General features: G+C 46.2%; 16 protein-coding genes. 5 read left to right on the top strand and 11 right to left on the bottom strand.

Features of this window, described 5'->3' with window-relative positions; all coding sequences use genetic code 11:
* Nucleotides 1-86 precede the first annotated feature (86 nt).
* The 5 genes from DW036_RS02320 to DW036_RS02300 all read right to left on the bottom strand — a co-directional run bounded on the left by DW036_RS02320 (nt 87) and on the right by DW036_RS02300 (nt 8,399).
* Entirely contained in the window at nt 87-1,364 is a 1,278-nt protein-coding gene (locus DW036_RS02320; RefSeq protein ID WP_118460985.1) for an acetylxylan esterase, read from the bottom strand.
* 71 nt (nt 1,365-1,435) lie between these two features.
* Nucleotides 1,436-2,323, bottom strand: coding sequence for a helix-turn-helix domain-containing protein (locus DW036_RS02315; RefSeq protein ID WP_118460983.1), 888 nt, complete (start codon nt 2,321-2,323; stop codon nt 1,436-1,438).
* 89 nt (nt 2,324-2,412) lie between these two features.
* The gene (gene galA / locus DW036_RS02310; protein ID WP_233560224.1) at nt 2,413-4,866 is read right to left on the bottom strand and encodes a beta-galactosidase GalA; all 2,454 of its coding nucleotides are present in this window, start codon (nt 4,864-4,866) and stop codon (nt 2,413-2,415) included.
* Nucleotides 4,863-7,160: a glycoside hydrolase family 3 N-terminal domain-containing protein gene (locus tag DW036_RS02305; protein ID WP_118460981.1), complete on the bottom strand. Its 2,298-nt coding sequence runs from the start codon at nt 7,158-7,160 to the stop codon at nt 4,863-4,865. The genes galA and DW036_RS02305 overlap by 4 nt, the downstream gene beginning before the upstream one ends.
* Before the next feature lie 18 nt (nt 7,161-7,178).
* Nucleotides 7,179-8,399 carry a glycoside hydrolase family 27 protein gene (locus DW036_RS02300; protein ID WP_118460979.1) on the bottom strand — a complete coding sequence of 407 codons (1,221 nt, stop codon included), beginning with the start codon at nt 8,397-8,399 and terminating at the stop codon, nt 7,179-7,181.
* A 173-nt stretch (nt 8,400-8,572) separates the two neighbouring features.
* Here DW036_RS02300 and DW036_RS02295 point away from each other — a divergent pair, with 173 nt between their 5' ends.
* From DW036_RS02295 to DW036_RS02285, 3 genes are all read left to right on the top strand, one after another.
* On the top strand, nt 8,573-9,580 hold the full coding sequence (locus tag DW036_RS02295; protein ID WP_118460977.1) for an aldo/keto reductase: 1,008 nt from the start codon (nt 8,573-8,575) through the stop codon (nt 9,578-9,580).
* A 303-nt stretch (nt 9,581-9,883) separates the two neighbouring features.
* On the top strand, nt 9,884-10,516 hold the full coding sequence (locus tag DW036_RS02290) for a DUF4136 domain-containing protein (protein ID WP_118460975.1): 633 nt from the start codon (nt 9,884-9,886) through the stop codon (nt 10,514-10,516).
* A 40-nt stretch (nt 10,517-10,556) separates the two neighbouring features.
* Complete coding sequence (locus DW036_RS02285; RefSeq protein WP_118460973.1) at nt 10,557-11,186, top strand: outer membrane beta-barrel protein; 630 nt, start codon at nt 10,557-10,559, stop codon at nt 11,184-11,186.
* Between the two features lie 119 nt (nt 11,187-11,305).
* Here the strand turns inward: DW036_RS02285 and DW036_RS02280 are convergent, their stop codons facing one another.
* The 4 genes from DW036_RS02280 to DW036_RS02265 all read right to left on the bottom strand — a co-directional run bounded on the left by DW036_RS02280 (nt 11,306) and on the right by DW036_RS02265 (nt 19,343).
* The gene (locus DW036_RS02280; RefSeq protein ID WP_118461185.1) at nt 11,306-14,455 is read right to left on the bottom strand and encodes a glycoside hydrolase family 3 N-terminal domain-containing protein; all 3,150 of its coding nucleotides are present in this window, start codon (nt 14,453-14,455) and stop codon (nt 11,306-11,308) included.
* Between the two features lie 130 nt (nt 14,456-14,585).
* On the bottom strand, nt 14,586-17,588 hold the full coding sequence (locus DW036_RS02275; protein WP_118460971.1) for a glycoside hydrolase family 3 N-terminal domain-containing protein: 3,003 nt from the start codon (nt 17,586-17,588) through the stop codon (nt 14,586-14,588).
* Nucleotides 17,589-17,622: 34 nt separating this feature from the next.
* Complete coding sequence (locus tag DW036_RS02270) at nt 17,623-18,525, bottom strand: bifunctional UDP-sugar hydrolase/5'-nucleotidase (protein WP_118460969.1); 903 nt, start codon at nt 18,523-18,525, stop codon at nt 17,623-17,625.
* A gap of 44 nt (nt 18,526-18,569) precedes the next feature.
* Nucleotides 18,570-19,343 (bottom strand): 5'-nucleotidase C-terminal domain-containing protein, encoded by a 774-nt coding sequence (locus DW036_RS02265; protein WP_118460967.1) that lies wholly within the window; start codon nt 19,341-19,343, stop codon nt 18,570-18,572.
* 241 nt (nt 19,344-19,584) lie between these two features.
* Between DW036_RS02265 and DW036_RS02260 the strand changes: the two genes are divergently transcribed.
* Entirely contained in the window at nt 19,585-20,550 is a 966-nt protein-coding gene (locus DW036_RS02260; protein ID WP_118461183.1) for a GNAT family N-acetyltransferase, read from the top strand.
* A complete protein-coding gene (locus DW036_RS02255; protein WP_118460965.1) occupies nt 20,547-21,689 on the top strand; it encodes a DegT/DnrJ/EryC1/StrS aminotransferase family protein in 1,143 nt (380 codons plus the stop codon). The genes DW036_RS02260 and DW036_RS02255 overlap by 4 nt, the downstream gene beginning before the upstream one ends.
* Here DW036_RS02255 and DW036_RS26165 read toward each other — a convergent pair.
* Nucleotides 21,686-24,445 carry an endo-1,4-beta-xylanase gene (locus DW036_RS26165; protein WP_118460963.1) on the bottom strand — a complete coding sequence of 920 codons (2,760 nt, stop codon included), beginning with the start codon at nt 24,443-24,445 and terminating at the stop codon, nt 21,686-21,688. The genes DW036_RS02255 and DW036_RS26165 overlap by 4 nt on opposite strands.
* Before the next feature lie 37 nt (nt 24,446-24,482).
* The gene (locus DW036_RS02245) at nt 24,483-26,042 is read right to left on the bottom strand and encodes a glycoside hydrolase 43 family protein (protein WP_118460961.1); all 1,560 of its coding nucleotides are present in this window, start codon (nt 26,040-26,042) and stop codon (nt 24,483-24,485) included.
* Nucleotides 26,043-26,092 lie beyond the last annotated feature (50 nt).

The following is a 26,092-nucleotide window of genomic DNA, read 5'->3' as shown; positions in this document are numbered from 1 at the left end:
AAGTTCAGCGTCATAAAGAATCAGCCATGAAACGTAGCGTTGTCTCATGGCTGGCACTCTTTATTAACTTGTTTTAATGAGGCATTTTAAAGTCCTAACTGCTTTCTCAACCATTCCATCCACTCATCCCATTGCTCCTGGTACCAGTAGTGACCTGTCTCCAGATAGGGATGCAATACCTTCGGAGCCGTGATAGCATTGTAGGCGGCGTACATGGATGTAGGCGGGCAGACTTCATCATTATACCCCCAACTGAACCATCCGGGCACCTTGAGGCAACGGGCAAAGTTGGCAGTATCATAATAACGAATCGTCTGAAGTTCCTTCTCACTCGGAGCTCCATAATAATAAAAGTAATGTGGCCAACCACAGGCACGCTTCTTTATGTACGCTTCATGGTCACACAGTGCCGGATGTACAGCAGCGAAAAAAGTTACGCGAGGATCAAGGGCAGCCGTTATCACAGAGAGTGCACCACCTTGGCTTGAGCCGGTTACCCCTAATGCCTTCCCGTTATATTGGGGCAGAGAGCAAATAAAGTCTACTGCACGCAGAGCACCTACCACTACGCGATTATAGTAGATGTTATCCCGGCTATCTCGCCCAAAGGTCCAGTAATTATTCAGCGCACCGCCGGCAAGGGCATCATAAACAGACTGTTCCATCGTCACCGGGATGCCATGTATGCCGACTTCCAAAGTGATGACTTTTCCGGGAGCCGTATAAGTATCCCCACTATAAGGACGAACACCTGCTCCGGGCACACGCAGCAAAGCGGGGTATTTCCCTTCTTTTTTCGGTACACTAAGTATTCCGTAGAAACGACCGCCCCAAGCTTTTGTCCGGAAACTTACCTGATAAACATTGTCCGTTTCCGTGCAACGCTCCGGAAGCAAGGTCATCACAGGATTCAGAGGGGTCTTTCTTGCATCGATCAGCGTGTTTGCCCAATAGTCCAGAAAATCATCTGGCAGTTGCGTGATGGGTTGCAACTGTTGAGGGTCATAAGCAGCAGTAGCCAGACCTTCATATTTATGGCTTCCTATATGCGCCGTCACTTTACAACGCAGAAAGCCGGGTGTCTTCATGGTAACTTGTACTTTGAGTACTCCATCCTTAAGCACTAACCCTTTCTTGGTTTCAGTGGGATACATTTCGGGACCAAGCTCGTAATCCACCGTCACATCCGGCAAAAGATTCTGTGCTTTCATCACCTGGACTGTAAATGTACATTTTTCATTCGGCCGATAATTCCAATCGGTATGATCGGGAGAAACAATTACGCGGATTTCATTTCCACGTATCTGTGCTGCAACAGCTAAAGCGCACAGCAAGGATATAAAAAGAAGTGTAACCTTTTTCATGGTATAAAACTAAGATTATTCGTTGTATGCAAAAGTACGTGGTTTCTTATAAATAGAATGATACGATATTATCATATTACAATCTTCTTCTTCCGGTAGTTCTCCCTGAATTCTTTCGGCGAGCAATCCTTCTTTCGCTTGAACATCCTGTTGAAATTAGACAGATTATTGAAACCGCAGTCGTAGCAGATCTCAGCTATTGTCCGCGTAGAATCTACCAGCAATCGTGTGGCAAAACCCAGACGAATATCAATGATATAGTCCGAAAGAGTCTTCCCCGTGCGCAAACGGAAGAAGCGGCTGAACGAAACCGGTGTCATTCCTACCATATCCGCCAGCGTATTCAGCCTGATGTCTTCCTGATAATGAGCGGCAATATACTTCTGCACACGCTGCACACGCCGACTATCCGAGAAGGTCTCTATTTTGGCAAACGATGAGCTGGAAAGCACCTTTGCATCATCATATTGAGACAGTTCATACAGAATTCTCAGAAAATGCATCACGGCATAGAATCCTTGTTCCTCAGAGGCCAGCTTGTCCAGCCAGTTATATACCTTCATGATGGCCTGCATCGGAAAGCTGATGCCGCATTGTGCCCTTTCCAGCATGCGGCGGATGCTGTCGAACTGGTTCTTGTTCACAAAATTATTGAAGAACAGGTCGGATGAGAACTGAATAGTGATTTCACGTATTTCCTTTGAGGTGCATTCGTGCTGCTCCCACACGTGCTCCAGTTCCTTGCCGGTAATCAATACCAGGTCATAATCTCCGATAACCTCGGCGGAATCACCTACCACACGACGGACACCGGAAGCATGTTCGGTAAAATTCAGTTCATATTCGACATGGCAGTGTATAGGATAGGTGAATTCTGTCTTCCTACGGTCGGCAATGTAGAAACAATCCCGGTCCGACAAAGGAGTAATCTCCCTCATAATGTAGTTCTGGTTTTCCATGACAATTGGTTAAAATAGTATTATACGACAAATATAGTCATTCTTTTTAAACTTGCAACAGTAACACATCTCCTGCTATAAATACAGGCCTATCGTTCTTCCAGTCTTAATACGAAAGATGCAGCGGGAAGGCTGTCCGCGCCAACAATGAGCGTGGCTTCTCCTGATTCTCCGGTGCTTTGCAGTAATATCTGAGCAAGACCGTTGAAGGCTTTTACCTGATAGGTATGAGCGTTGGTGTCCGCAGGACGTTCCGTACTCTGATAGGCGGGATCGCCATTGCCCACTCCGAGTATGCGCACGGGACCGTTGACCGTAATCGTTAAATCATCGCAAGCTGTAGGGACAAAGCGTTTTTTCTTGTCCTGAAGTTCCACGCGGAAGACAGCCACATCGCGATTGTCAGCCTGGATGACAGAGCGGTCGGCAGTGAGGGAGATACGGGCGGGAGCACCGGTAGTCTCCACTTTACGGGTAAGAATTTTCTTTCCGTTTTTATAGCCTATAGCCTTCACCGTACCGGGTTGATAGATGGCCGTCCAAGAAAGATGACCGTTCTTCGGCATGGGTTTACGACCTAAGTTCTTGCCATTTACAATCAGCTCCACTTCGTCGCAGTTGCTATATGCCCATAAGTCGATATTCTCACCTTCGTGCCCTTGCAGGTTCCAGTGGGGTAGGATGTGTAATATCGGCTCATCCGTCCACCAAGACTTCAAGTACCAGGCTTCGTCCTTGGGAAAGCCGCAATAATCCAGAATGCCGAATTGCGTACCGGTGGCAGGGAACGTCATCGGAGTAGGTTCTCCGCGGTAGTCAAAACCGGTCCAGTAGAAGACTCCGGCAAGATAGGAGCGCTCGTCGTAGAACTTCCAGCCACGGCTGATGCAGTTCAGCAAGCTGTCCGGTCCGTTAGGTTTGCGATTATATGCCATCATATGTCCTTTGTCGTAAGCATCGAAGTAGATGCCGCGTGTACCGCTACCCGTAGTTTCTTCCGAACCGTAGGCACAACGCTGCGGATAATCTTTGCGGTGCTGTTCCACCGGATTCTGAAGAATATAGTTATATCCCGCTACATCGGCCGGAATCAGGATAGTCGGTCCGCTGCTCGAAGCAACAGTCATCAGGCGCGTGGGATCGAAGCGATGGCAGTATTCACGCATGGTTGCTGCAATACGGGTGCCGCTTTCTTCCCACTCGATGCCCCACTCCTCGTTGCCTATACTCCAAAGGATTACGCTGGGATGGTTACGGTCGCGTTCTATCATGCGTTTCAGCAGGCGGGTATGCTCTTCGTTAACACCAACCAGGCGGTTCTCTTCAATGACAAGAATGCCCAGACTATCACAGGCATCGAGCATTTCGGGCGTCATCGGGTTGTGCGAAGAACGGTAGGCATTGCAGCCAAAACTCTTCAGCTGCTTGAGGCGGTAGATTTGCAGGGCATCGGGTATGCCTACACCTACGCCGGGATGATCCTGGTGCATATTTACCCCTTTCAACTTCAAAGGTCGACCGTTCAAGAAGAAACCTCGGTCGGCATCAAAGGCGACGTGGCGGATGCCGGTTACGGTAGTATAAGTGTCCACCAGTTTGTCTTCCTGATAAACTTCCGTAAGCAATGTATATAGATAGGGGGCATCTGTGCTCCAGAGATTGGGGGTGTCCAATTGGAGTTGTCCGGTGGCCAACTGGCGTTCTTTCGGCAGCAAAGCTTTGCCACTTGCCTCGCAACATCCCACTTCTTTGCCTTCAGTATCCTGAAGAATATGGCGAAGGCGATAATCGCCTACCTTCAAGCCAGAGTTCTCTACCGTGGTTTCAATAGTCAGGAGAGCTTTGTCGAAAGGAGCTTCCAGCGTGCTGTATATGAAAGTACCGAAAGGGACTACATGTACGGGAGCTACCTTGTTGAGCCACACATGGCGGTAGATGCCGGCGCCTTCGTAGAACCAGCCTTCTTCGAGGGTAGCATCAGATCGAACGGTAATCAGGTTGTCTTCGCCATAGTTCAGATATTCAGTAATGTCGTAAGTATGCGTGGCATAGCCGCTGGGCTCGCGCCCAAGATAGAAGCCGTTCACCCAAACGCGGGCATCGCGAAAGATTCCGTCAAACTGAAGATAGAGATGCTTACCGAGGTCTTCGTGCGAAACGGTAAAGGTCTTGCGATACCAGCCGACACTGGTTTCAGGGTATTTATAACCCACTGTTTTGTAGCCGTGGCTATGGCTTGCTTCACGAGCGTAAGGCAAATCTACTACCCAGTCGTGCGGCAGATTCACGTTCTTCCAGGTCGCACTCCATTTGGAGGCATCGAACTTAGGCGAGTAAGGGCCTTCATTGTGTATAGAAGTGGCTTTCGTCAGATAATTGAAGTATTCTGTTCCGCAACCGAAGTCCTTTTCGGGAGAGGAAGCGTTGCCGAAGGCGAACTGCCAGTCTTCATCCATCAGGATGCGCTCGCGAACAGATTGTGCCCGCGAGGGAAGCAACACTGCCAGAAGCACTGCACATACTAGAGTCAGTTTTTTCATCATCGTACTGTGAATGTTTCCGTCAGTAAGTCTTTATCGTTGGAGGAAGCACCCACCATTACGATAAACTCGCCTGGTTCTACAACCTTCTTCATCTTTTTGTCATAGAAAGCCAGCTTGTCGGGTGTGATTCTGAAGTTCACCACTTTGCTTTCTCCTGCCTTCAACGACACGCGGGCGAAGTCTTTCAGTTCCTTCACCGGACGGGTGACGCTGCTGAACTTGTCGCGGATATAGAGCTGCACGATTTCCACTCCGTCACGGTCACCGGTATTGGTTACTTTTACACTCACGTCTACTGCACCGTCTGTGCCGATTTCTTTCTGCATCAGCTTCAGGTCACCATATTTATATGTAGTATAAGAAAGACCATAACCGAACGGATAAAGCGGCTTATTTGGTTTGCCCGCCACATAAGGATGGAAGTATTGTGAAGGCTTATGATTGTAAATCATCTGCAACTGGCCCACACTGTGAGGAATAGTGACAGCCAGTTTGGCCGAGGGATTCACTTTGCCGTAAAGTATCTCGGCTACCGCCTGTCCGCCATACATGCCCGGTGCCCAAGCCTCTATAATAGCAGACAGATTCTCTGCCGCCCACACACCAAGCGGACGACCGTTAACCAATATAAGGATGGTTGGCTTGCCCGAAGCAGCCACTTTCTCTATCAGCTCGTTCTGGAGGCCTACAAGGTCGAGGTCGGAGCGGTCGGTGTCCTCGCCATCGGTACGGTCGTTCCAGCGGAAGCGCATCATGTATTCGCCGGCCACTACGATATTGAGGTCGGCAGTGCGGGCACGTGCAGCAGCTTCGAACACCTTCTTCGGGTCCATATTGCGCGGGTCCCAGCCCTGGTCCACAAAGTCAAACTGGGTATCGGGGGAAATCATCTTCAGGCCTTCGAGGATAGTAGTTACGTTTTCATCCTTCGCGGGGGCGCTCCAGTCGCCCAGGATGTTCTGGTCATCGGCGTTGATGCCGGTCACCATTATCCTTTTGTACTTGGAGTGGGATAGAGGAAGCACGCCGTCATTTTTCAGCAACACAATGCCGTTGCGGGCAGCCTCGAGAGCTGTGACACGATGTTCGTCGCAAAGGCGCACCTGCGTGGTGCGGGCTTCATCGGCATAGGGCTGCTCAAAGATGCCAAGACGGAACTTGATGTCGAGGATGCGGCGCACGGATTCGTCTATACGTGACTCGGGAATGCGACCTTCTTTCACCAGCTCCACAACCATCTCATTCCAGTGGATACCGTGCATATGCATATCTATACCGCCCATTATGGATTGGTAAAAGGCTTCTTTCAGATTCTCGGCGGTGGCGTGTAGGTCGTGGATATGCTCAATGTCCATCCAGTCACTCACTACGAAGCCGGGGAATTTCCATTCGCTGCGCAGAACGTCCTGCATCAGCCACTCGTTGCTATGACAGGGGATGCCGTTCAGTTCGTTGTGGGCCGTCATCAGAGACATGGCACCAGCTTTCACTCCTGCTTCGAAAGGCGGGAAGAATACTTCGCGCAAAGTACGTTCGGACAGGTCGGTGGGCGAGCCGTTTGTTCCGTTGATGGGTTCGCTGCCACCTACAAAGTGCTTGATGCAGGCAAGCACATCTTCGCTGCCATTGAGGTTGCCCTGATAACCTTTAACGGATTGCACGCCCAGCAAAGTTACAAGATAAGGATCTTCACCGTAAGTTTCGCCGACCCGTCCCCAACGGGCATCGCGAGCCACTTCCACATTCGGGTTGAAAGTCCAGTGCATGTTCATGGCTCGCATTTCCCTGGCTGTTTGGCGGGCTATCTTGTAAGCCATCAGCGTGTCAAAGGAACAGGCAAGGTTGATATTGGTAGGATAGACCGTATTGTCCGGCGCATTAGCATTGCCGTGTATGGCGTCTATACCAAATATAATAGGTATCTGCAAGCGGCTCTTCATGGCAAGAGATTGCAGATAATTGGCTTCTTCAATGGTAAGCACGTGCAGGAAGGAGCCTATCAGGCCTTCTTCGGTCCACTTCTCTATATCTTTCTCCGTAAATCCGGGGTAAAAAGCGTTGGCTGTATTATTTCTCAGTTCGTCTTCGGTCATCACGGCACTATTCGCCTTGATGTGCTCCACACCGACGAACTGGTTCATCTGACCCACCTTCTCTTCGAGGGTCATCCGTTTCAGCAAGTCTTCCACACGATCCTTCACAGTGGCCGAAGGGTCTTTATATACTTCCTCCCGGCTTCCGCCACAAGAACACAAACAAGCTCCAATTGCCATAGTTGCGATAATTTTCTTCATTCGTTATTCTATATAGTATCACTTTTTCTTCTTATTCATGCTGAGACGATACAGCACAACATCGTGTCCCGGAATAGTTACACTTTTCATCTTCTTCGTATTTCCTTCTTCTTGCCGGGTCCACAGGTTACGGACGTTGTACACTTTAGAATCGAAGTCGGTGAAGCGACGGGCTACATCATCATACAGATTGAACTTTTGCCAGTCGATGGTGTATTCCTTGGGTTCGGTAGTACGGTTAAGGATACAGAAGGCCCAGTCATCATTAACCAAAGGCTTGAACCAAAATTCCAGTCCGTCTTCAGCGGCAAACTTCAAGCCTTGAATGCCGAGGCTGTCTTGGTCGAGAGCGATAACCTCTTTATTTAAAATAATGTCTTTTGTCTCCTGAGACATGTTGCGGATATCATTTCCCAGTATCAGCGGGGCTGCCAGCATGCACCACATGGAGAAGTGTGCCCGGTCTTGATTAACCGTCTGCCCATTGCCCACTTCCAGCATATCAGGGTCGTTCCAGTGTCCGGGACCGGCATACTTGCGCAATCCGTTCTGCATATCGAGTATCTGCATCACACCGTAGGCTGCCCAGCCGGGATGCTGGTCTATGCAGTCGAAACAATTAAAAATATCTCCGGTAGTGCGCCACATATGTCCGGTTTCGGCCGCCCATTCCCAAGGCTTGCTTGTGCCCCATTCGCACATGCTGAACAAGACGGGTCGTCCGGCTGCACGTAGCGCATCCCGCATCAGGTTATATGCGCCTACAGGATTGATATCTTCGCTCTCGCACCAATCATATTTCAGATAATCAATGCCCCATTTCGCATATTGCAAAGCATCCTGATATTCGTGTCCGAAACTCCCGGGACGTCCGCCACAAGTCTTCCGACCGGCATCTGAATAGATGCCTATCTTCAGTCCTTTTGAATGTACGTAATCTGCCAAAGCCTTTATGCCGGAGGGAAACTTCACCGGGTCTGCTTGGATAAAGCCGAGACTGTCCCGTTCACCATGCCAGCAGTCATCCAGATTCAGGTATACATATCCGGCGTCACGCAAGCCGCTTTCAACCATAGCATCGGCCACACCTTTTATAATATTCTCGTCAATGTTACAGGCAAATTTGTTCCAACTGTTCCAGCCCATGGGTGGCGTCAAGGCCAGGTTTTCATACTTTTGAGCAAATAAGGAGGTAAGAGAAAAAGCTGCTAAAACAGCCACTAACATAATTTTTTTCATGGTATTATCTTTCTTTTAAAGTTCAGGTACAAAGATAGCGGACTTGTATGATTTCCGGTTGCATTATTTTATCCAATTATAGTATAATTTGTTTCCGATTACATTTATCATACTTTATATGTTCTTTTCCGATTAAATCACCTACTTTTGTGTTCTCACTTAAACTCAATAGCATGATAAACCCCATTTACTCTCCCGACAGCAGTCGGTACGACAACGGCATGAAGTATCGCCGTTGCGGACGAAGCGGCATATTGCTGCCCGAAATATCATTAGGTTTGTGGCACAACTTTGGCGACGTCAATACTTTCGCCAATTCACAGGCAATGGCACACCACGCTTTCGACAAGGGAATTACCCATTTCGACCTTGCCAACAACTACGGCCCTTCCTACGGTTCAGCAGAAGAAACTTTCGGAATGATCATGAAGAAATCGTTTATGCCTTATCGTGACGAACTGTTCATTTCCACGAAAGCAGGACATGATATGTGGCCCGGTCCTTACGGTGAATGGGGCTCCAGAAAATACTTGATGACCAGCCTAAATCAGAGCCTGAGACGCATGAATCTGGATTATGTGGATATCTTCTATTCACACCGCTATGATCCCAACACTCCGTTGGAAGAGACTCTGCAAACCCTCGTAGATATTGTGCGCCAAGGCAAGGCCTTGTACATAGGTATTTCAAAATATCCAAAAGCAGCTGCTGAATTTGCATACCGTTACCTAGCAGAAAGAGATGTGCATTGCCTGCTTTATCAGGGAAGATATAACATTTTCAATCGTGAACCAGAAGAAGAAGGTATCCTGCAACAAGCAAAGGAAAACGGTACGGGCTTCATTGCTTTCTCTCCTCTGGCACAAGGTTTATTAACGAGCCGTTACCTGAACGGTATTCCCGAAGACTCACGCATTGCTAAAGGTGGTTTCCTGAAAAAAGAAGCATTGACTGACGAAATACTGAGAAAGATAAAAGCCTTGAACGAAGTTGCCATACAACGCGGACAAACTCTTGCTGAAATGGCTCTGGCATGGTTGCTAAAAGATGATATGGTTACCTCAGTCATTATCGGAGCAAGCTCTGTAGCACAGTTAGACGACAATCTGCAAGGTATCAAAAACACGAAATTCACAGCAGAAGAAATAGAAAAGATCAATCAGACATATAATCTGAAATAAGCAGATAATAAAGAACTGCTTTATTACCTACGGGCAGATAATCCGTTCCCATTAAGAGTCCACGAGCGTTTCCACGGAAGGGAACGCTCGTTTCCTGCGGCAGGACACGCCAGCACCTTAGTTTCCAACAACATACAAGCCTATATCTCATCGAAAAAAGCGTTTTTTCCTATAACTTTCTTCCCCGAAAATACAATTTTAACATACCCCTTTCCGAACCTTTTATTTTTTATCTTGTTCATGTACCAAAAGCCTGAGGTACCAGGGCAGGATTTTTATATTTAACCTAAACATTATAAAAGTATGAAGAAATTAATTCCCCTATTATTGGTGGTCTTGACTTTCGCAGCTTGCGAAAAAGACCCTGACACGGATAAGCTGGACAACAAATATCTGGTTTATACCAACTATGACACGAAAGCTGACTTCAAAGCTTTCCAAACGTACTACATGCCGGATAGCATTCTTATCATCGGCGATAAAAAAGAGGCCGAATACTGGAAAGATGAAAGTGCTCAGGAAATTCTACAAGCCTATGCTACCAACATGAATAATCGTGGCTTTGTCCGCGTAGACGACCGTGAAGAAGCTAACCTTGGTTTACAGGTCAGCTACATCAAGAGCACTTACTACTTTAATGATTACGGACGTCCCGAATGGTGGTGGAACTATCCTGGTTATTGGGATGCACCTTACTGGGGTAACTGGGGCGGATGGTACTATCCGTATGCTGTAACTTATACTTATAGCACAGGTTCATTCATTACCGAGCTCCTTAATCTGGAAGCTACACAGGGTGAAAAAGAGAAACTGCCCGTACTCTGGACAAGCTATATGAGCGGATTGCTTAGCGGTTCTACATCTGTAAATACTAAACTGGCTATTGAAGGTGTAAACCAAGCTTATGCTCAATCTTCATATCTGACTAATAAATAATTAGTAGTAAGTAGTTAAGTCGTTTAAAACAATAACAAGTATGAAAACAATAAAATATATTTCAATGAGAGTACTGGCGGTTGCCGCTCTGGCTCTTGTCTTCGCCATGCCGGCAAAGGCACAATTGACCGATAACGGTTATGCTAATATCGATTGGCAATTCAACTTCCCCCTGAGCAACCATTTCGCTGATAAAGCCAGCGGATGGGGTATGAGTTTTGAAGGTGGTTACTACGTAACTCCGAACATTGCTCTCGGTGCTTTCCTTGCTTACCATAGCAACCACGAATATTTCGGACGCCAGACACTTCCAGTAGGTGAAGGCGGTAGCATCAATACCGACCAACAGCACACACTGTTCCAGTTGCCTTTCGGTCTGGCAGGTCGTTATACCTTCGACCGCGGTAGCGCTTTCCAGCCTTATGTTGGGCTGAAGGTAGGTCCTCAGTACGCTGAAATGAAATCAACTTTCAATGTTTACGAAGCCAACAAGAGTACTTGGGGTTTCTATGTATCACCAGAAATTGGACTCAACATTTACCCATGGGCTTATGGTCCGGGGTTGCACATTGCCGCTTACTATAGCTATGGCACGAACAAGGGCGACCTGTTCACTTATAGTGTAGACGGTTTAAGCAATTTCGGTCTGCGTCTGGGTATTGCATTCTAACATAATTTGCATTGCAACACAGATAAGTTTGACTGGTATTAATTGATTGTTTCAAGACGTGAAAAAGGGAGTAACCGGCCGCGTGAGCGGGGGGCTATTCCCTTCTTCTATTATTATAGCTATTTTAACGCCTGATACATCACCTCCTGTATTCGTGTACGAATATCCATCTTCATCAGTTTCGTATTCCATACATCCGGATAGATACGATTGCAAAGGAAAACGTAAACCAGCCCATTCGTCGGATCAACCCAGGCACAAGTACCTGTAAATCCGGTATGCCCATAAACAGTAGCAGGCGCAGCCATAGCACAAGGACTCTTTGCCGGATTCTGTCGGTCAGGTTTATCGAAGCCCAGACCACGACGACTGATGCGGGATACAGTAGTAGTAAATACACGGCAAGTTTCCGGACTTAAATAACGCTTACCATCCAACTCTCCCCCATTCAACAACATTTGATAAATCTGAGCCACTTCCGTTGCATTGGAGAACAGACCGGCATTCCCTGATACACCGCCTTGAAAAGCTGCCGACTCATCATGCACGAAGCCTTGAAGAACGGTTTTCCGCAAGAATAGATCCACCGAAGAAGGTATAATTTCTGCTTTCGGTATAGGAGTATGCTTACCAGATACAATGCCTGCATATGCTGTTCCCGCCGTAGCTGCACCTTTTAATGGCAAATATCCCGTACGTTTCAACCCCATTGGAGCATAAAACTCCTGTTCCAGGAAAGCATCCATCGACATGCCCGTACGCGCCTCAACCAACTGCTGCAACAGGATGAAACCTACACAGCTATACCGATAACGGCGATCGCGCAACGGTGCCTTCACAATCGTTTGTTGATAGACTTCTTTAAAGGAACGATTCAGCCATAAGCTATCGGCAACTTGCAAGGTATGCTCTGCCGTCCGCACTTTAGAAGTCAACCCTTTCTGGAACTTAAATTTCGGATTAGCCCAGGTACGAACACCTATCTGCACAGAATGTGCAGCATCCGGTTTTGCTTTGAAAAGAGTTCCTCCATAGCTCTCTTTATCGATAGCTTCCTGATAAAACAACAATGTAGAAGGTAATCCGGATTCATGCAACAACAACTGGCGGACTGTGATATCTTTTTTATCCGTATCTTGCAACCAGGGCAGATAGTCTGACACACGATCGGTAAGATTCAAACGTCCTTTGTCATACAGCTTCATAACAGCGAGCAATGTTGCCGTAGTCTTTGTCAGCGAAGCCAAATCATAAACATCCGTCGAAGATACCGATAAAGTAGCGCCAGGAATATTGGTAGCAGAAAGCTTATTGACAGAAGCACCCGTAGCCCCCGGCCAGGTATGTGTTCCGAAAGCTTTATTATACATTTCTTTTCCATCTTTCAATATCACAATCTGACAACCGGGATAAGCTCCTTCTTTAATGCCTTCTTTCGCTATTTCGTCAATGCGAGTCAACAGGCGGGAGTTCATCCCATGTTCATCGGGTACAAAGTGAAGCGGTGTTTTCGGAGTAATAGTCCGTCCATCCCCCGTAGCAAACAAGTCACTGACACTTGCCGAAAGGCGTCCGTTTGCCGTTGCACCGGCATACAGTATTCTGGCTACCTGACACTGTACGTCATCATTCGATGAATGTGCAAGTACCACAGCATTAGCAGCCGATACTGCACGACGTATCTGCAACATTTGCTTACCGGGTATAAAAAGCAGATAAGCTGTTGGAATATCAGGAACAAATTCCCCAAAGAAGGTCTGATAAGGCGCCAAGCGATGTTCCGTCACACAAACAAGAATACGTTTATACTGTGACAGTGAATCACGCAACTGCTTACGTGCAGCCACCGGCAACTCTTTCTTCAATTGAAAGACAGCAGGTACTCCTTTTGAACCGACAGGATTAATGAATTCGGAAAGCTCCTTCAGGAACGGTTGTATTTCTTTTGCATCACCTACATTGAGCACAGCTACTTCCCGGGTATCTGCATCCAACGGAAGCAAATCGTTTTTATTCTTCAGTACGGTAATCGCCTCCTGGTTCAGACGCCGTATCAAATCACGGGTGTGCGCCGTATTAATACGATTACTTAACCCCGAAAGGCGAACAAAAGGTTTCTTTGATAGCCCGAGAGCATATTTATAAGTAAGTACCTTCCGGCACTTTGCCTCAACCTCTGCCTCCGTCAGTTCACCGTTTTTCACAGCATCCAGTATAGCATCCACTTCTTCTTTAATCCGCCGGGGCACAAGCAACAAATCATGTCCCGCTTTCAATGCCTGCAGACAAATACTCGTGTTATTGGCAGAAACACCTTTCATAGCCAGGGCATCCGTAAATACCAATCCTTGGAACTTCATCTCCTGTGTCAGCAAATCATGCACTACACTACGGGAAAGTGAAGAAGGCACCCCTCGTTTCGATTCAAGTACCGGCACCTCCAAATGTCCCACCATCATACCGGACAACCCAGCCTGAATGGCTTTCTTAAACGGATATAACTCCACACTATCCAAACGTGCACGGGAAAAGGTCAGCTTCGGCAATGAATGATGCGAGTCCACATCCGTATCTCCATGACCGGGAAAATGTTTGCTCACGGAAAGCACGCCACCGTCTTCCAGACCACGGGCATAGGCTATTACTTTATCGGCCACATTAGCAGGACTTTCCCCAAACGAACGGGTATTGATAACCGGATTCTTCGGGTTGATATTCACATCCGCCACCGGAGCAAAGTTAACCTGCACACCGAGTTCCCGACATTGCCGGGCCATCTCACGACCATATTCATAGAGCAAACTGTCGTTTTGTATGCAGCCCAGAATCATATTTCGGGGAAATACCGGCGTACCTCGCAAGCGCATGGAAAGTCCCCATTCACCATCAAAGGTTATCATCAACGGAACATCTGCCATCTTTTGTGCTTCATTGGTCAGTATCGCCTGATTTTCCATCAATCCACCGGAAAAGAGCAGACCGCCCACTTTGTAGTCATCCACAACTTTACGTAGCAAATCCCGATTTGCCTTATCTTGCTGAGGAGCAATGGTATAAATGAATAATTGTCCGATACGTTCTTTCAGATTCATCCTGTTGAGTACCGAATCTACCCACTGTCGGCATCGTTCATCATTGGAAACAGATCGTATCATAATAGGTTCAACAGGAGGTACAGGAGATTGTGGTGCCGGCAGATGGTGCGCCTGAGCATCAAAGCGGACACAACAACTGCATATCATCAAAAAGAGTAGGAATAGTTTTTTCATCATCATTTATGCATTAAGGTTACCAAAGTTATAGTATTTCGAACACAAAGACACGGAAAATACAGAGTTTTTTGGACTAATTAGTAAAAAACGCTGTATTTCCCGTGTCTCCAGTATTTCTATGTCCAGACTATTTCAGGCTTTTATAAATCGCTTCTTGTATATTTGTACGGATATTCATCTCAGTCAGTTTTGTATTCCACACATTGGGGCACAGACGGTTGCTGAGGAAAACATACACCGTTCCATGTTCAGGATCCACCCAGGCACAGGTACCCGTAAAACCGGTATGTCCGTAAACGGTATTGGTAGCCGAAGGAGCACAAGGACTGTTCTTCAAATCCTTCAAGTTAGGCTTGTCAAAACCCAATCCTCTGCGACTGACGGCGGAGGTCTCCGTAGTGAACAAACGGCAAGTCGCCTCACTCAAATAACGTTTACCGTTCCATTCTCCCCCATTTAGCATCATCTGGTATATCTTCGCAACTTCCGTAGCTGTAGAGAACAAACCTGCATTACCAGAAATACCACCCATACAAGCGGCAGTCTCATCGTGCACATAGCCGCATAAATCCTGACGGCGCAGGAAATCATTTGCGGCCGTAGGCATAATCTCTTGTTTGGAGTACCTTAATAAGGGCAGATACATGGTACGTTGCAACCCCATAGGTGCATAAAACTCTTTAGCCAAATAAAGGTCCATTGGCAACTTAACTATAGCCTCCACCACCTGCTGCAACAGGATAAAGCCAAGATCACTGTACACATACCGCTTGCTGTCCATATCACACCGGGCAATCTTTTGCAAGATGGTATTCTTGAAACTCTTGTTCAGCCACATTTTGTCAGCTACATGCAAGTTGTAAGTAGATAATTCTTTTTCAGCTACCAAACCTTTCTTAAACTTGAAGTTTGAACAATAATAGCTATGTTCACTGACCTGCGTGCGATGCCACTCATCCACCCAACTTTGAGCATACGGGCCATGCACCGAGTTCGGATCGATGGCCTCCAGATAAAAACGAATATAAGGAGGCAGCCCGGACTCATGAAGAAGCAAATCCTTTATTGTAATATTCTTCTTATTAGTATTCCGCAAGAACGGCAAATACTGGGACGCTTTATCCGTCAGCTTCAACTTACCCGTATCATAAAGTTTCATCACGGCAAGCAGTGTTGCAGTAGTCTTCGTCAAAGAAGCAAGGTCGAACATATCTGTAGGGCGTACAGCAGTGGTGTCTTTATCAGAATGAGTACCGAAACACTTATCATATACCGTCTGACCATCTTTCAACACCAGCACTTGACAACCTGGATAGGCTCCGGCAGCCAATCCGCCCTTGACAATCGCATCGATACGATGCAACTCATTAGACTTCATTCCCAAATCTTCAGGAATAATACGTCCCGGTTTCATCCCCGGAGTAATCATACTTCCCTCACCGGCCTGATAGAGGTTACCGATACTCATGGAAAGCTTTCCCTGAGCAGGGACTTTAGCAAACATCACACCCGCTACATATTGCTGAATATCCGCTTCCGACGAATGTCCCAACACCACAGCACTGGCCTGATTCAAAGCCGGAACCAAAGGTTGCATTGCACGATAGGACGTAAAGAAAGCATATACGATGGGGGCGGGCAAATTCAATCCTGCCAGAAAATCGGCATAAGCAAGTGCATCTGTATCTTTACCTGATATGCTGATTACAACCCGACGATAATTCGCCAGTTTGCGTGCCAATTCACGGCGCTCATCTCCACTCATCTCCCTCGTCAAATGAAAACACTCAACAGGAACAGGTGATAAATTCTTCATTTCAGCAATGAAGATGCTGTCTTTACCTTCGACTACACTCAGCAGTGCAATCGGAGTGTAGTCAACAGGTGTCAACGGTAATACTCCAAAATGATTACCCAGAACCGTAACAGCAGCCTGGCGAAGTCGCGTTACCAGTGCTTTGGCTTCGTCCGTATGGATACGATAACTCATTCCGCTAACCTGCAACTGCGGGCGCGGCTGACGTAAACCTAACAGATATTTATAAGTAAGTATCTTACGGCATTTCTCTTCCACAACCTTCTCCGAAAGAACACCGTCTTTCACCGCATTCAGTACCTCCTGCACAGCATTTTCAGTATTATACTGCACCAGCACCATATCATTTCCTGCAAGCAAGGCCTTTGTAGTAACCTGGGGCACAGATGAAACTCCCTTCATATCCAATGCATCCGTAAACACCAGCCCCTGGAATCCCATTTCATTTTTCAATAATCCGGTCACCACATTTCCGGAAAGTGAAGAAGCCGTGATAGCATCCGGTTCCAGCACAGGTACCTGCAGATGACCAACCATCACCCCACCCAAGCCGGCACGTATCATTTCTTTGAAAGGATACAGTTCCACACTATCCAGGCGTTCGCGGTTATAATATAGTGACGGTAATCCTTTATGCGAGTCCACATCCGTATCCCCGTGTCCGGGGAAGTGTTTGCTCACGGACAACACACCGCCACTCTCCAGTCCACGACTATAAGCGACCACCTTTTCAGCCACCTTCTTCGGGTCTTCCCCGAAAGAGCGTACATGGATTACCGGATTCAGAGGATTGGTATTGACATCCGCATCCGGTGCAAAATTCACATGAACACCCAGCTCACGAAATTCCCGTGCCACTTCACGCCCGTATTCATAAATCAGATGGTTGTCTTCAATACAGCCAAGTGCAGCATTCTTCGGGAAATAAGGCGTACCTTCCAGGCGCATAGAGAGTCCCCATTCACCATCGAAAGTAATCATAACGGGAACTTTAGAATTCTTCTGGGCAATATTCGTCAGTATAGCCTGCTCTTCCGGTGTACCTTCGGCAAACAGCAGACCTCCTATCTTATATTTCTTAACCAGATCGCGTATCTGTTTCTTCTTCTGTTTATCTACTTTGGCAGGAAAGGTGGTAACAATCAACTGCCCTACTTTTTCCTGCAGGTTCAAACCGGAATATACAGAATCTACCCACTGTTTGCAACGGGCATCTGCCGCTGAGGGGAGAAAAGGCGCTTCTTCCTGAGCATGAAGCAATCCTGTGCCACCCCACAAAAGGGCAGCAAACAATAAGAGAATAGGTCTCTTCATTTTTTACTATTTATTACTTAGATGATTGGGATATTTATTCTTCCGCAAGTGTTAGTTTCAACATACCAACGTAAATTCCACTTTTTCCGGTATGCATCACAGGTACATTCTGACCATCTTTATTCAAATAAACAGCCGGTTCTTTCATAAAGGAATGAGTATGTCCACCCAGAATGGCATCGATATGATTCGTTTTCTGTGCCAGTTCTTCGTCACAAGGAGTATTTTTAAGTTGATAACCGAGGTGTGACAAGCAAATGACCACATCACAACCTTCCTCATTCTTCAGCAAATCTGCCATTTTCTGTGCTACTTCTATCGGATCATTATAAACCACACCTTCACATTTATCAGCCTGCACCAAGCCTTCCATCTTCGGAGCAAGACCGAATACACCTATCTTCAACCCATTGCGGTTAAAGGTAGTATAGGGTTTCACCAAGCCTTCCAGCACCGTACCTGTTACATCATAGTTGGAACATACCACCGGGAAGTTCGCCATGCGGAACAGACGTGCCATATTTTCCAGACCGAAATCAAATTCATGATTACCTATCGTCATGGCATCATAGCCCATAAGATTCATCATTTTGACTTCAACTTCTCCCTGAAACAAATTGTAGTAAGGAGTTCCTTGGGAAATGTCTCCGCAATCAAATAGCAACAGGTTGGGGTTTATTTTACGCGCTTCCTTAATAAAGGTAGCCCGGCGCACCGTTCCACCCATACCGGCATAGCGGTCAGCAGCATTCACAGCAATGGGTTCAATACGACTGTGCGTATCACTTGTTTGCAGAATCACCAGTTGTTTGGTTTTCTGGGCAGAGTCAGGAGCTACCAGGCAGAGAGGCTCTACAGGTATCTCTTTGGTCGATTGCTGTGCAGATACCGGAAATAGGCAGCAAACTGCCATCAATAAAAGAATATATCGTTTCATGATTTATGATTTATAATTTATGATTATGCTCTTGCGAAGCTGGATTACTCATCTTTCACAGTTATCCTGCCTTCCATACGGGAAGTAATCTTCTTTCCGGTAGCAGTCTGTTGTTCCACATAGTCCATAAACAAACCACGCAAAGTAGCCCCATCCGGACATTCACGTTTCTCAGCTTGCGGCAGGGCAGTCATACCATCGTTTCCGTCTGCCAGGTAATCAATGGTAGCAATTGTATAGAGCTGTTCATCCTCTATCGGACGGCCTGCAACCGTACCTTCCAATAGTTTTCCGTCTTTCGTTATCACAAGCTGCATCCCACTGACACCTTGACCGTGACATGCTGCAATATTATTGAACAATTCTTTCAAATAAACACCTTTCATGGTTAATACACAAAGAGAATTTTCGAAAGGCAATATCTCATAAATATTTTCGCAGGTAATAGGACCTTCAGTCAATACATTACGCAAGCCACCCATATTTATTAATCCCATGTCGGCAGGCTTACCCAATACTTGTCCGGCTGCATTACGTAGAACATCCGCTACCAGATTAGAAAGCAGACTTTCGGGCGCTCCTTTGTCCATGCTCACTTCTGCAGTACCTACCACACGGAGCATGATACTGTCAACCTTTGCCTTATAGGGAGCAAGCAATGCCATCGCTTCAGCATCAGGATTTACATCCCAGGTAGAGTCAATCGCTACCATCGTACCCTCCGTCTTCGTCACCTTATATGCAGGATGACAAGAGCTTAGCAAGAATACAGCTACCCAAAGTACGCCGAGGATAAATTTCAAAGTCATTCTTTTCATTTCGTTTGTTTTTTTAAATTGCTACAAATATAACGAATTGTCCTTTTCATCATGCCCCGACGGAAGAAAAAAAGAAGGTTCTTCTTCATTTTCAGGCACATTTTTAAAATTCCGGACAGTTGTGGTATATTTCATCACCGAATATCTCCAAACAGATAATAAAGCAGCTGAACTTACGTTATTTATCAGGCTAATATATCTATATTTAAAGCCCGGAAGTTATATAAAGACAGATAAGCACATGGGAATAAGCACAGTAACCGATCAGAACTGGCACATAGTCCGCTACTCGGCAGAAGAAAAAGAATGCTGGGACCGTTTCGTGCGCCGCTCCAAAAACGGTACATTCCTATTGCAACGCGACTATATGGGCTATCATGCCGAACGCTTCCAAGATTGTTCCCTGCTGATTTACTGTAATCAGAAATTAACGGCCTTGCTCCCCGGCAACCTTTCCGGTGATTGCTTTTATTCCCATCAGGGACTGACTTATGGGGGAATACTCCTCTCCGCCTCTATCACCTTAGCGCAAGCAGAAAGTGCCTTCTGCACCGCCCTGAATTATTTACATACGGAGTGCGGTGTACAATCACTGGTTTACCGGGCTATTCCGCACATTTACCACCGCTATCCGGCGGAAGAAGATTTATATATCCTCGTTCGCCTGGGCGCACAACTTACAGCACGTAGCATCTCATCCGTAATTCCACTGGACGACCGTCTGCCTTTCCGCACCCTGCGCCGTCGCCAATTAAAAAAGGCACAGGCCTGTGCACTGACAATCACAGAAGACGAGGACTTCGCCTCTTTCTGGTCAATATTGGAAGAAAACCTACATGAACGATATTGTGTTGCCCCGGTACATTCACTGGAAGAAATCACCCGACTGCACAAAAACTTTCCCCGTCAGATTTCCCTTTTCCGGGTATGCGACGGAACTGAAACACTGGGCGGCTGCGTAGTATATGAAACCGACGAAGTGGCCCACGTACAATACATCGCCGCTTCTATACAAGGAAAGAAATGCGGAGCACTCGACCTGCTTTTCCACCAACTGATATACACCCGCTACGGACAAAAGCGTTACTTCGACTTCGGCATTTCCACCGAACAAGGCGGACAAATATTGAATGAAGGATTACTTTTCCAGAAGGAAGGTTTCGGTGCAAGAGCAATCATGTATGACGTTTACGAATTGAAATTATGATAAAGTATTTAGACCTGCAAAAAATCAATGCTTCCTTTGAGCCTGAACTGTCGGATGCCTTACTACGTGTTTCCCATTCGGGATGGTACCTGTATGGAGAGGCGACGGCCCGTTTTGAACAAGAATTCGCAGCCTACTGCGGTACAGTTCATTGTGTGAGTACAGGAAATGGTCTGGATGCTCTTACATTAATATTTCTTGCTTACCGTGAATTGGGAGTAATGGATGCCGGAGATGAAATAATCGTCCCTGCCAATACATACATCGCAACCATACTCTCTATCATCCGTGCCGGACTGAAACCGGTGCTTTGTGAACCTGCCTTTGAAACATGCAACATAGACATCACCTATGCTGAATCGCTGATTACCCCTCGTACACGTGCCATATTACCAGTTCATCTATATGGACGTTTAGCCGATATGCAAGGAATATACGATCTGGCTACCCGCTACGGACTAAAAATCATAGAAGATGCCGCACAGGCACATGGTGCCATCTGGAACAAAGGCTTACCGGGAAAAGAAAGCCCAGCCTTGCGAGCCGGTAATTTAAGTGATGCCGCAGCCTTCAGCTTCTATCCGGCCAAAAACCTGGGTGCCTTGGGAGACGGTGGTGCCATAACCACCCATGATGCCGAACTTGCCATCACCGCACGTTCCATTGCCAATTACGGTTCTACAGAAAAATATGTTCATCTGTACCAAGGCATGAACAGCCGATTGGACGAATTACAGGCGGCGGTTCTTTCCATAAAGTTATCCCGCTTAGATAAAGATAATGCCCGAAGGAGGGAGATAGCACAATCCTATAAAGAAAATATTGACTGGCAACGCTTGGGATTACAAAATACTGTCCATACGGATCATATTGATGAAGCCAATGTCTTCCACATCTTTCCCGTCTTTTCTCCCCGCCGGAATGAATTGCAACGTTATCTGACCCAATGCGGTATTTCGACTCAGATTCATTATCCCATTCCACCTCATCGCCAGGAAGCGTTGAAAAAGGAATATGGAATGCAACAACTCCCCATTACAGAACGTATCCATAATGAAGAGTTAAGTCTCCCCATCTCTCCATTACTCACGAATGAAGAGACAGAGCATATAATAAACCGCATCAACACCTTTATTTAAAAAGTCAGTACCTTATAATATGAAGACTTCGGTAACAGGTTCTCATCAAACAGAAGCGGATAATTACGCTGACGATTCCCCCAACGACGATCCAGCCATGAATCGCCATCATACACATTCCAGAAAGTAACGTTACTAATCACATGCTTATAATCACGCATCACCCGGAACAACATATCATACTGGGCCACTTGCGCTGCATCCGCCTCAGGAGTCAGTTCCAACTTCTTTCCCTCCTGATTTACACTGAGCTGTCCGCCTTGTTCCCGGGTGTTGATACGAACATCCAATTCAGTAATATGAATATTATCAACCACTTGTGAATAAAGTTCGAGAGCCTTTCTGAACTCATCTTCCGTAGGAGAAAGAATATTGTAGTGTCCTTGCATTCCAATACCGGAAATGGGTACTCCTTCGGCCTTCATACTCTTAACCATATTATAGATACGATCGCGCTTAGCAGGATTCGTTTCGTTGTAATCATTATAAAAAAGTAATGCTTTAGGGTCCGCTTCATGAGCATACTCAAAAGCCTTTTTAATAAACTCATCACCTGCAATCTTGTAATAGAGAGACTGACGGTAAGGAATCTCCGCTTTTGCATCATCTGTCATTGCTTCGTTCACCACATCCCACGCATAAACAACATCTTTATAACGATTGACGATAGTGTGAATATGAGTTCTCATTCTCTCAAACAACACTTCCTTTGAAACCAAATCACCTTTTTCATCATGAAACATCCAGCCTCCGGTCTGAGCATGCCAAACCAGGCAATGTCCCCGAAGTCCAATCTTATTGGCACGCGCGAAGTTAGCAATCTTATCGGCATTTTCCCAGTTCCATTTTCCCTCTGCAGGCTGTGTGGGCTGAGGTTTCATATCATTCTCCGCAGTGATACTGTTGAAGTTAGAAGTAATCAACGCTATCTGTTGAGGTGAATTAAAATTCGCCATATTCACCGCGCATCCTATAGTGAAATAATCAGTATATGCATCCTTTAGATTATTCACTTGAATATCATTGGCAGAAGTAGCATGCAAACCTATCAGACAACCGGTAAAGCCACCGGCAACATTGGTTGAAAGAATATCACCGGACACGGTGTTACCCAGCAACACGAAATTATTCCCATCCAGCGAATAACTAAAGTCATAATTATCCCCTACACCTTTCACCTGCAACTGAATTGGATTCTTCACATCCACCTTTGCACTTGCAAGCAGGCGGGTATTGCCTTTTTCAGTTTTCGCCAGCACTATATGGAAATCTTTATCTTGCTTCATCAGACCGAAAACATAATTAAAACTCTCACTCTGCACGCAAGTGATACCTGCCAGATCTTTCTCCGTTTTCGGAGTATAGTCCAAGGTAGTAGTAAATGAGAAGTTATTGTGCTGCTGTCTGTAGAAAAGCGTCGAGGTTGGTTTCACTTCTTTTATGTTTACCGGGAACGGGGTGATTTGTAATCCTCCATCCTTCAGTACTGAAATAAATTCTTCACGAGGACCTCTCAAACCAATCCAGCGGTAATCCAGTTGCGGAGATGTGAAATTTTCGGTAAACGTAAAATTACCGTTGGGGAAATAGCCGTCTTTTCCGGTTTTATTTTCAACACCTGCAGGAGTCTTCAGCTTTGGCTCCATCGGGATAAGTCCGTTTTCAAAGACCGGAAATTCACCCGACCAGTCTACCGGTAAGATAAATGTCTCCCGACCGATATTCACTCTCCCCTTTTCATTGGGACGGATAGCCAGAAAAACACCATAGTACTTGCCATCAGGTCCCTCTACCAAATCGGCATGTCCTGCCCAATCTACCCTGTTCTTCCGGTTATGATCCAGATATCTCTGACTCAGGATAGGATTACTCGGAGCCGGGATAAAAGGACCTTTCGGATTATCACTCACAAAGATAACTTCACTATGCCAGCCGCCCGTACCACCTTCGGCACACATCAGATAGTAGCGTCCGTCTTTCTTATAGATATGGGGAGCCTCAATCCAGATAGGCTTCTTGGATAAATCCACACCCCCGTTTACAATAACCTGATCCGTACCGGGAATCACCTGGTCGTTCTCTACATCATACTCCCAGATTTTGATAACGCGGTGTCCGTTATAGAGTTCTTCGCTTTTCTCCGGTCCATCGTTATGAACCACGTATGCCTTACCATTGTCATCAAAGAAAATAGACGGGTCAATTCCGTTAAACTTCAATCTAATAGGGTCGCTCCACCCTTTGAAAGGATCTTTCGATTTTACTACGATATTTCCAAAATCACCGGCAAACTGGGTGGTAATCATATAGAAAGTATCATTATTGGGATTATACTTGATAGCCGGAGCATACACACCCGCACTAATACCCGTATCCTGTACTTTCAACTGTGAAGTACGGTCCAATACATGACCGACCTGCGTCCAGTTCACCAAATCTTTCGAGTGGAAGATAGGCACACCGGGAAACATGGCAAACGATGAACACACCAGAAAGTAGTCATCCCCTTTCCTTGTTATGGACGGATCGGGATAGCAACCCTGCAGGATAGGGTTATAGAACTCACCGGACGACAGAGGATTCTCACTGTACACCCGGTCATTACCCTGATAAACCACCTTCGAGAATACCGGAGCACCCTTCATCTTTTTACCTTTAGCTCCCTGGCTAAATCCTGTTACTGAAAACATTGCCATACAAAATGACAACAAAATGATGCGCTTCCCCACAGAAAGCGTCGATTTCATCTTTCTCATTTCTATTTAAATTATCGATTTATAATTATGAATCGCTTTATTTCTTATCGCTGATACGGAAATAGTCAAAATCCACATATCCTCCGGCTGCTTTCGTTGCATAGTTGAAAAGTCCGAAACGATACCCCATAAAGTGTGGGAGAGTATAGGCCATTTTAAGCTGACTGCCTATTTTAATCCACTTCTTGCCATCCAGGCTATAGTAGAAACTGGCTATATCTTTCATATCCGTAAAGTCACATTCAGCTTTCAGGAATATCACTGTCTGGTTCAGTGGCAGACTTTCCACCTCTTCCGGCTTATCAGTCTGCGCACTTACCATTACAATCTTCTTTACCCCGTTTTCATACTTCACACCTACGAACCCATATTTTTTCTGAAGAAGTACAAGACCTGCAAAATCTCCCTCTTTCATATTAGATACATCCACAGAAGTGGTTCCCGAACATACCGGACCAACTGTTCGCTGCGTCAATGTATTTCGTGCAGACAGGAAATCAGCATCCACCCGTCCGGTTTTAAGGCGCAGATACCCTTTTCGTTCACTAACTGACCAAAGAGAATTATCCGGATTGTGATTCCACTGCCAAACCAGTGGTAAAGCCGTATCTTTCTTCTTGCGTGTAAACTCATCCGAAGCCACGATGCCCGGTATCAATCCCTTACTTGCCGGAAGTTCCAACCTCTCCGGTACTTTCCCGTCTATACCAAGAACCGGCCAACCTTCTTCCCACTTCACCGGAACAAGATAAGGAATACGACCTACCGCACCATTATCACGGAAAAGATAAGCAAACCATCTGCCATCAGGCGTATCTATCAAACCTCCCTGTGCAACACCTTTATCCTGCAAGGCCACCCTGCCTTCCCAAGGCCCATTTATATGATCGGCGCGATGAATAACCACCGTGCGCATTCCACCTTTGGGCCAGGTGATGTTAAACAGGTAATACTTTCCATTCACCTTAAACAACTGTGAGCCTTCGGCCGGCAAACCGACATTATCCCCTGACGGAGCGCTGGCATTCTCTATGAAAATACGTTCGGTCCCTTCCTTGATGCCGGACAAATCGGGTTTCAACTCAGCTATCCGCAGTTTACCACCACCCCAGATTATATAAATACGCCCATCATCGTCAAAGAAAACCGTATGATCATGATAAGAGGGAGTAAACGTGATTGTTTTCCAAGGACCTTTTTCTATATCTTCCGTAGCATATATATAGGTCTTCCCGGTAGTGCTTGAGAATGTCGATACATAATACATATTATTATGATAGCGAATACAGCTTGCCCATGTTCCGCTTCCATAAGCATTTTTTCCATTATTCAGGTTCAGTACATCTACATCAGCCAGAATATCATAGCAGTAATTCACCAACTCCCAGTTCACAAGATCTTTTGACCTCATAATGGGGACTCCCGGAGCCATGTGCATGGTCGTACTACTCATATAGTAAGTATCTCCCACCCTGATTATCGACATATCGGGTACATCGGCATAAATCACCGGATTTCCGGCCGTGCTTCCCTGGCCCAAAGCTGTGCAACTATATAGGATGGTTGCCAGCAAGAAAAGATAAAAACGTTTTTGCATACTATTTCTCTTTTGATATTTCTTTGCTTGTTTCTTTCGCAGGGAAATCT

This window comes from Bacteroides sp. AF39-11AC (genome assembly GCF_003474285.1).
Taxonomy (GTDB): Bacteria; Bacteroidota; Bacteroidia; order Bacteroidales; family Bacteroidaceae; genus Bacteroides.
This window is presented reverse-complemented; position numbering and strand designations above follow the sequence as displayed.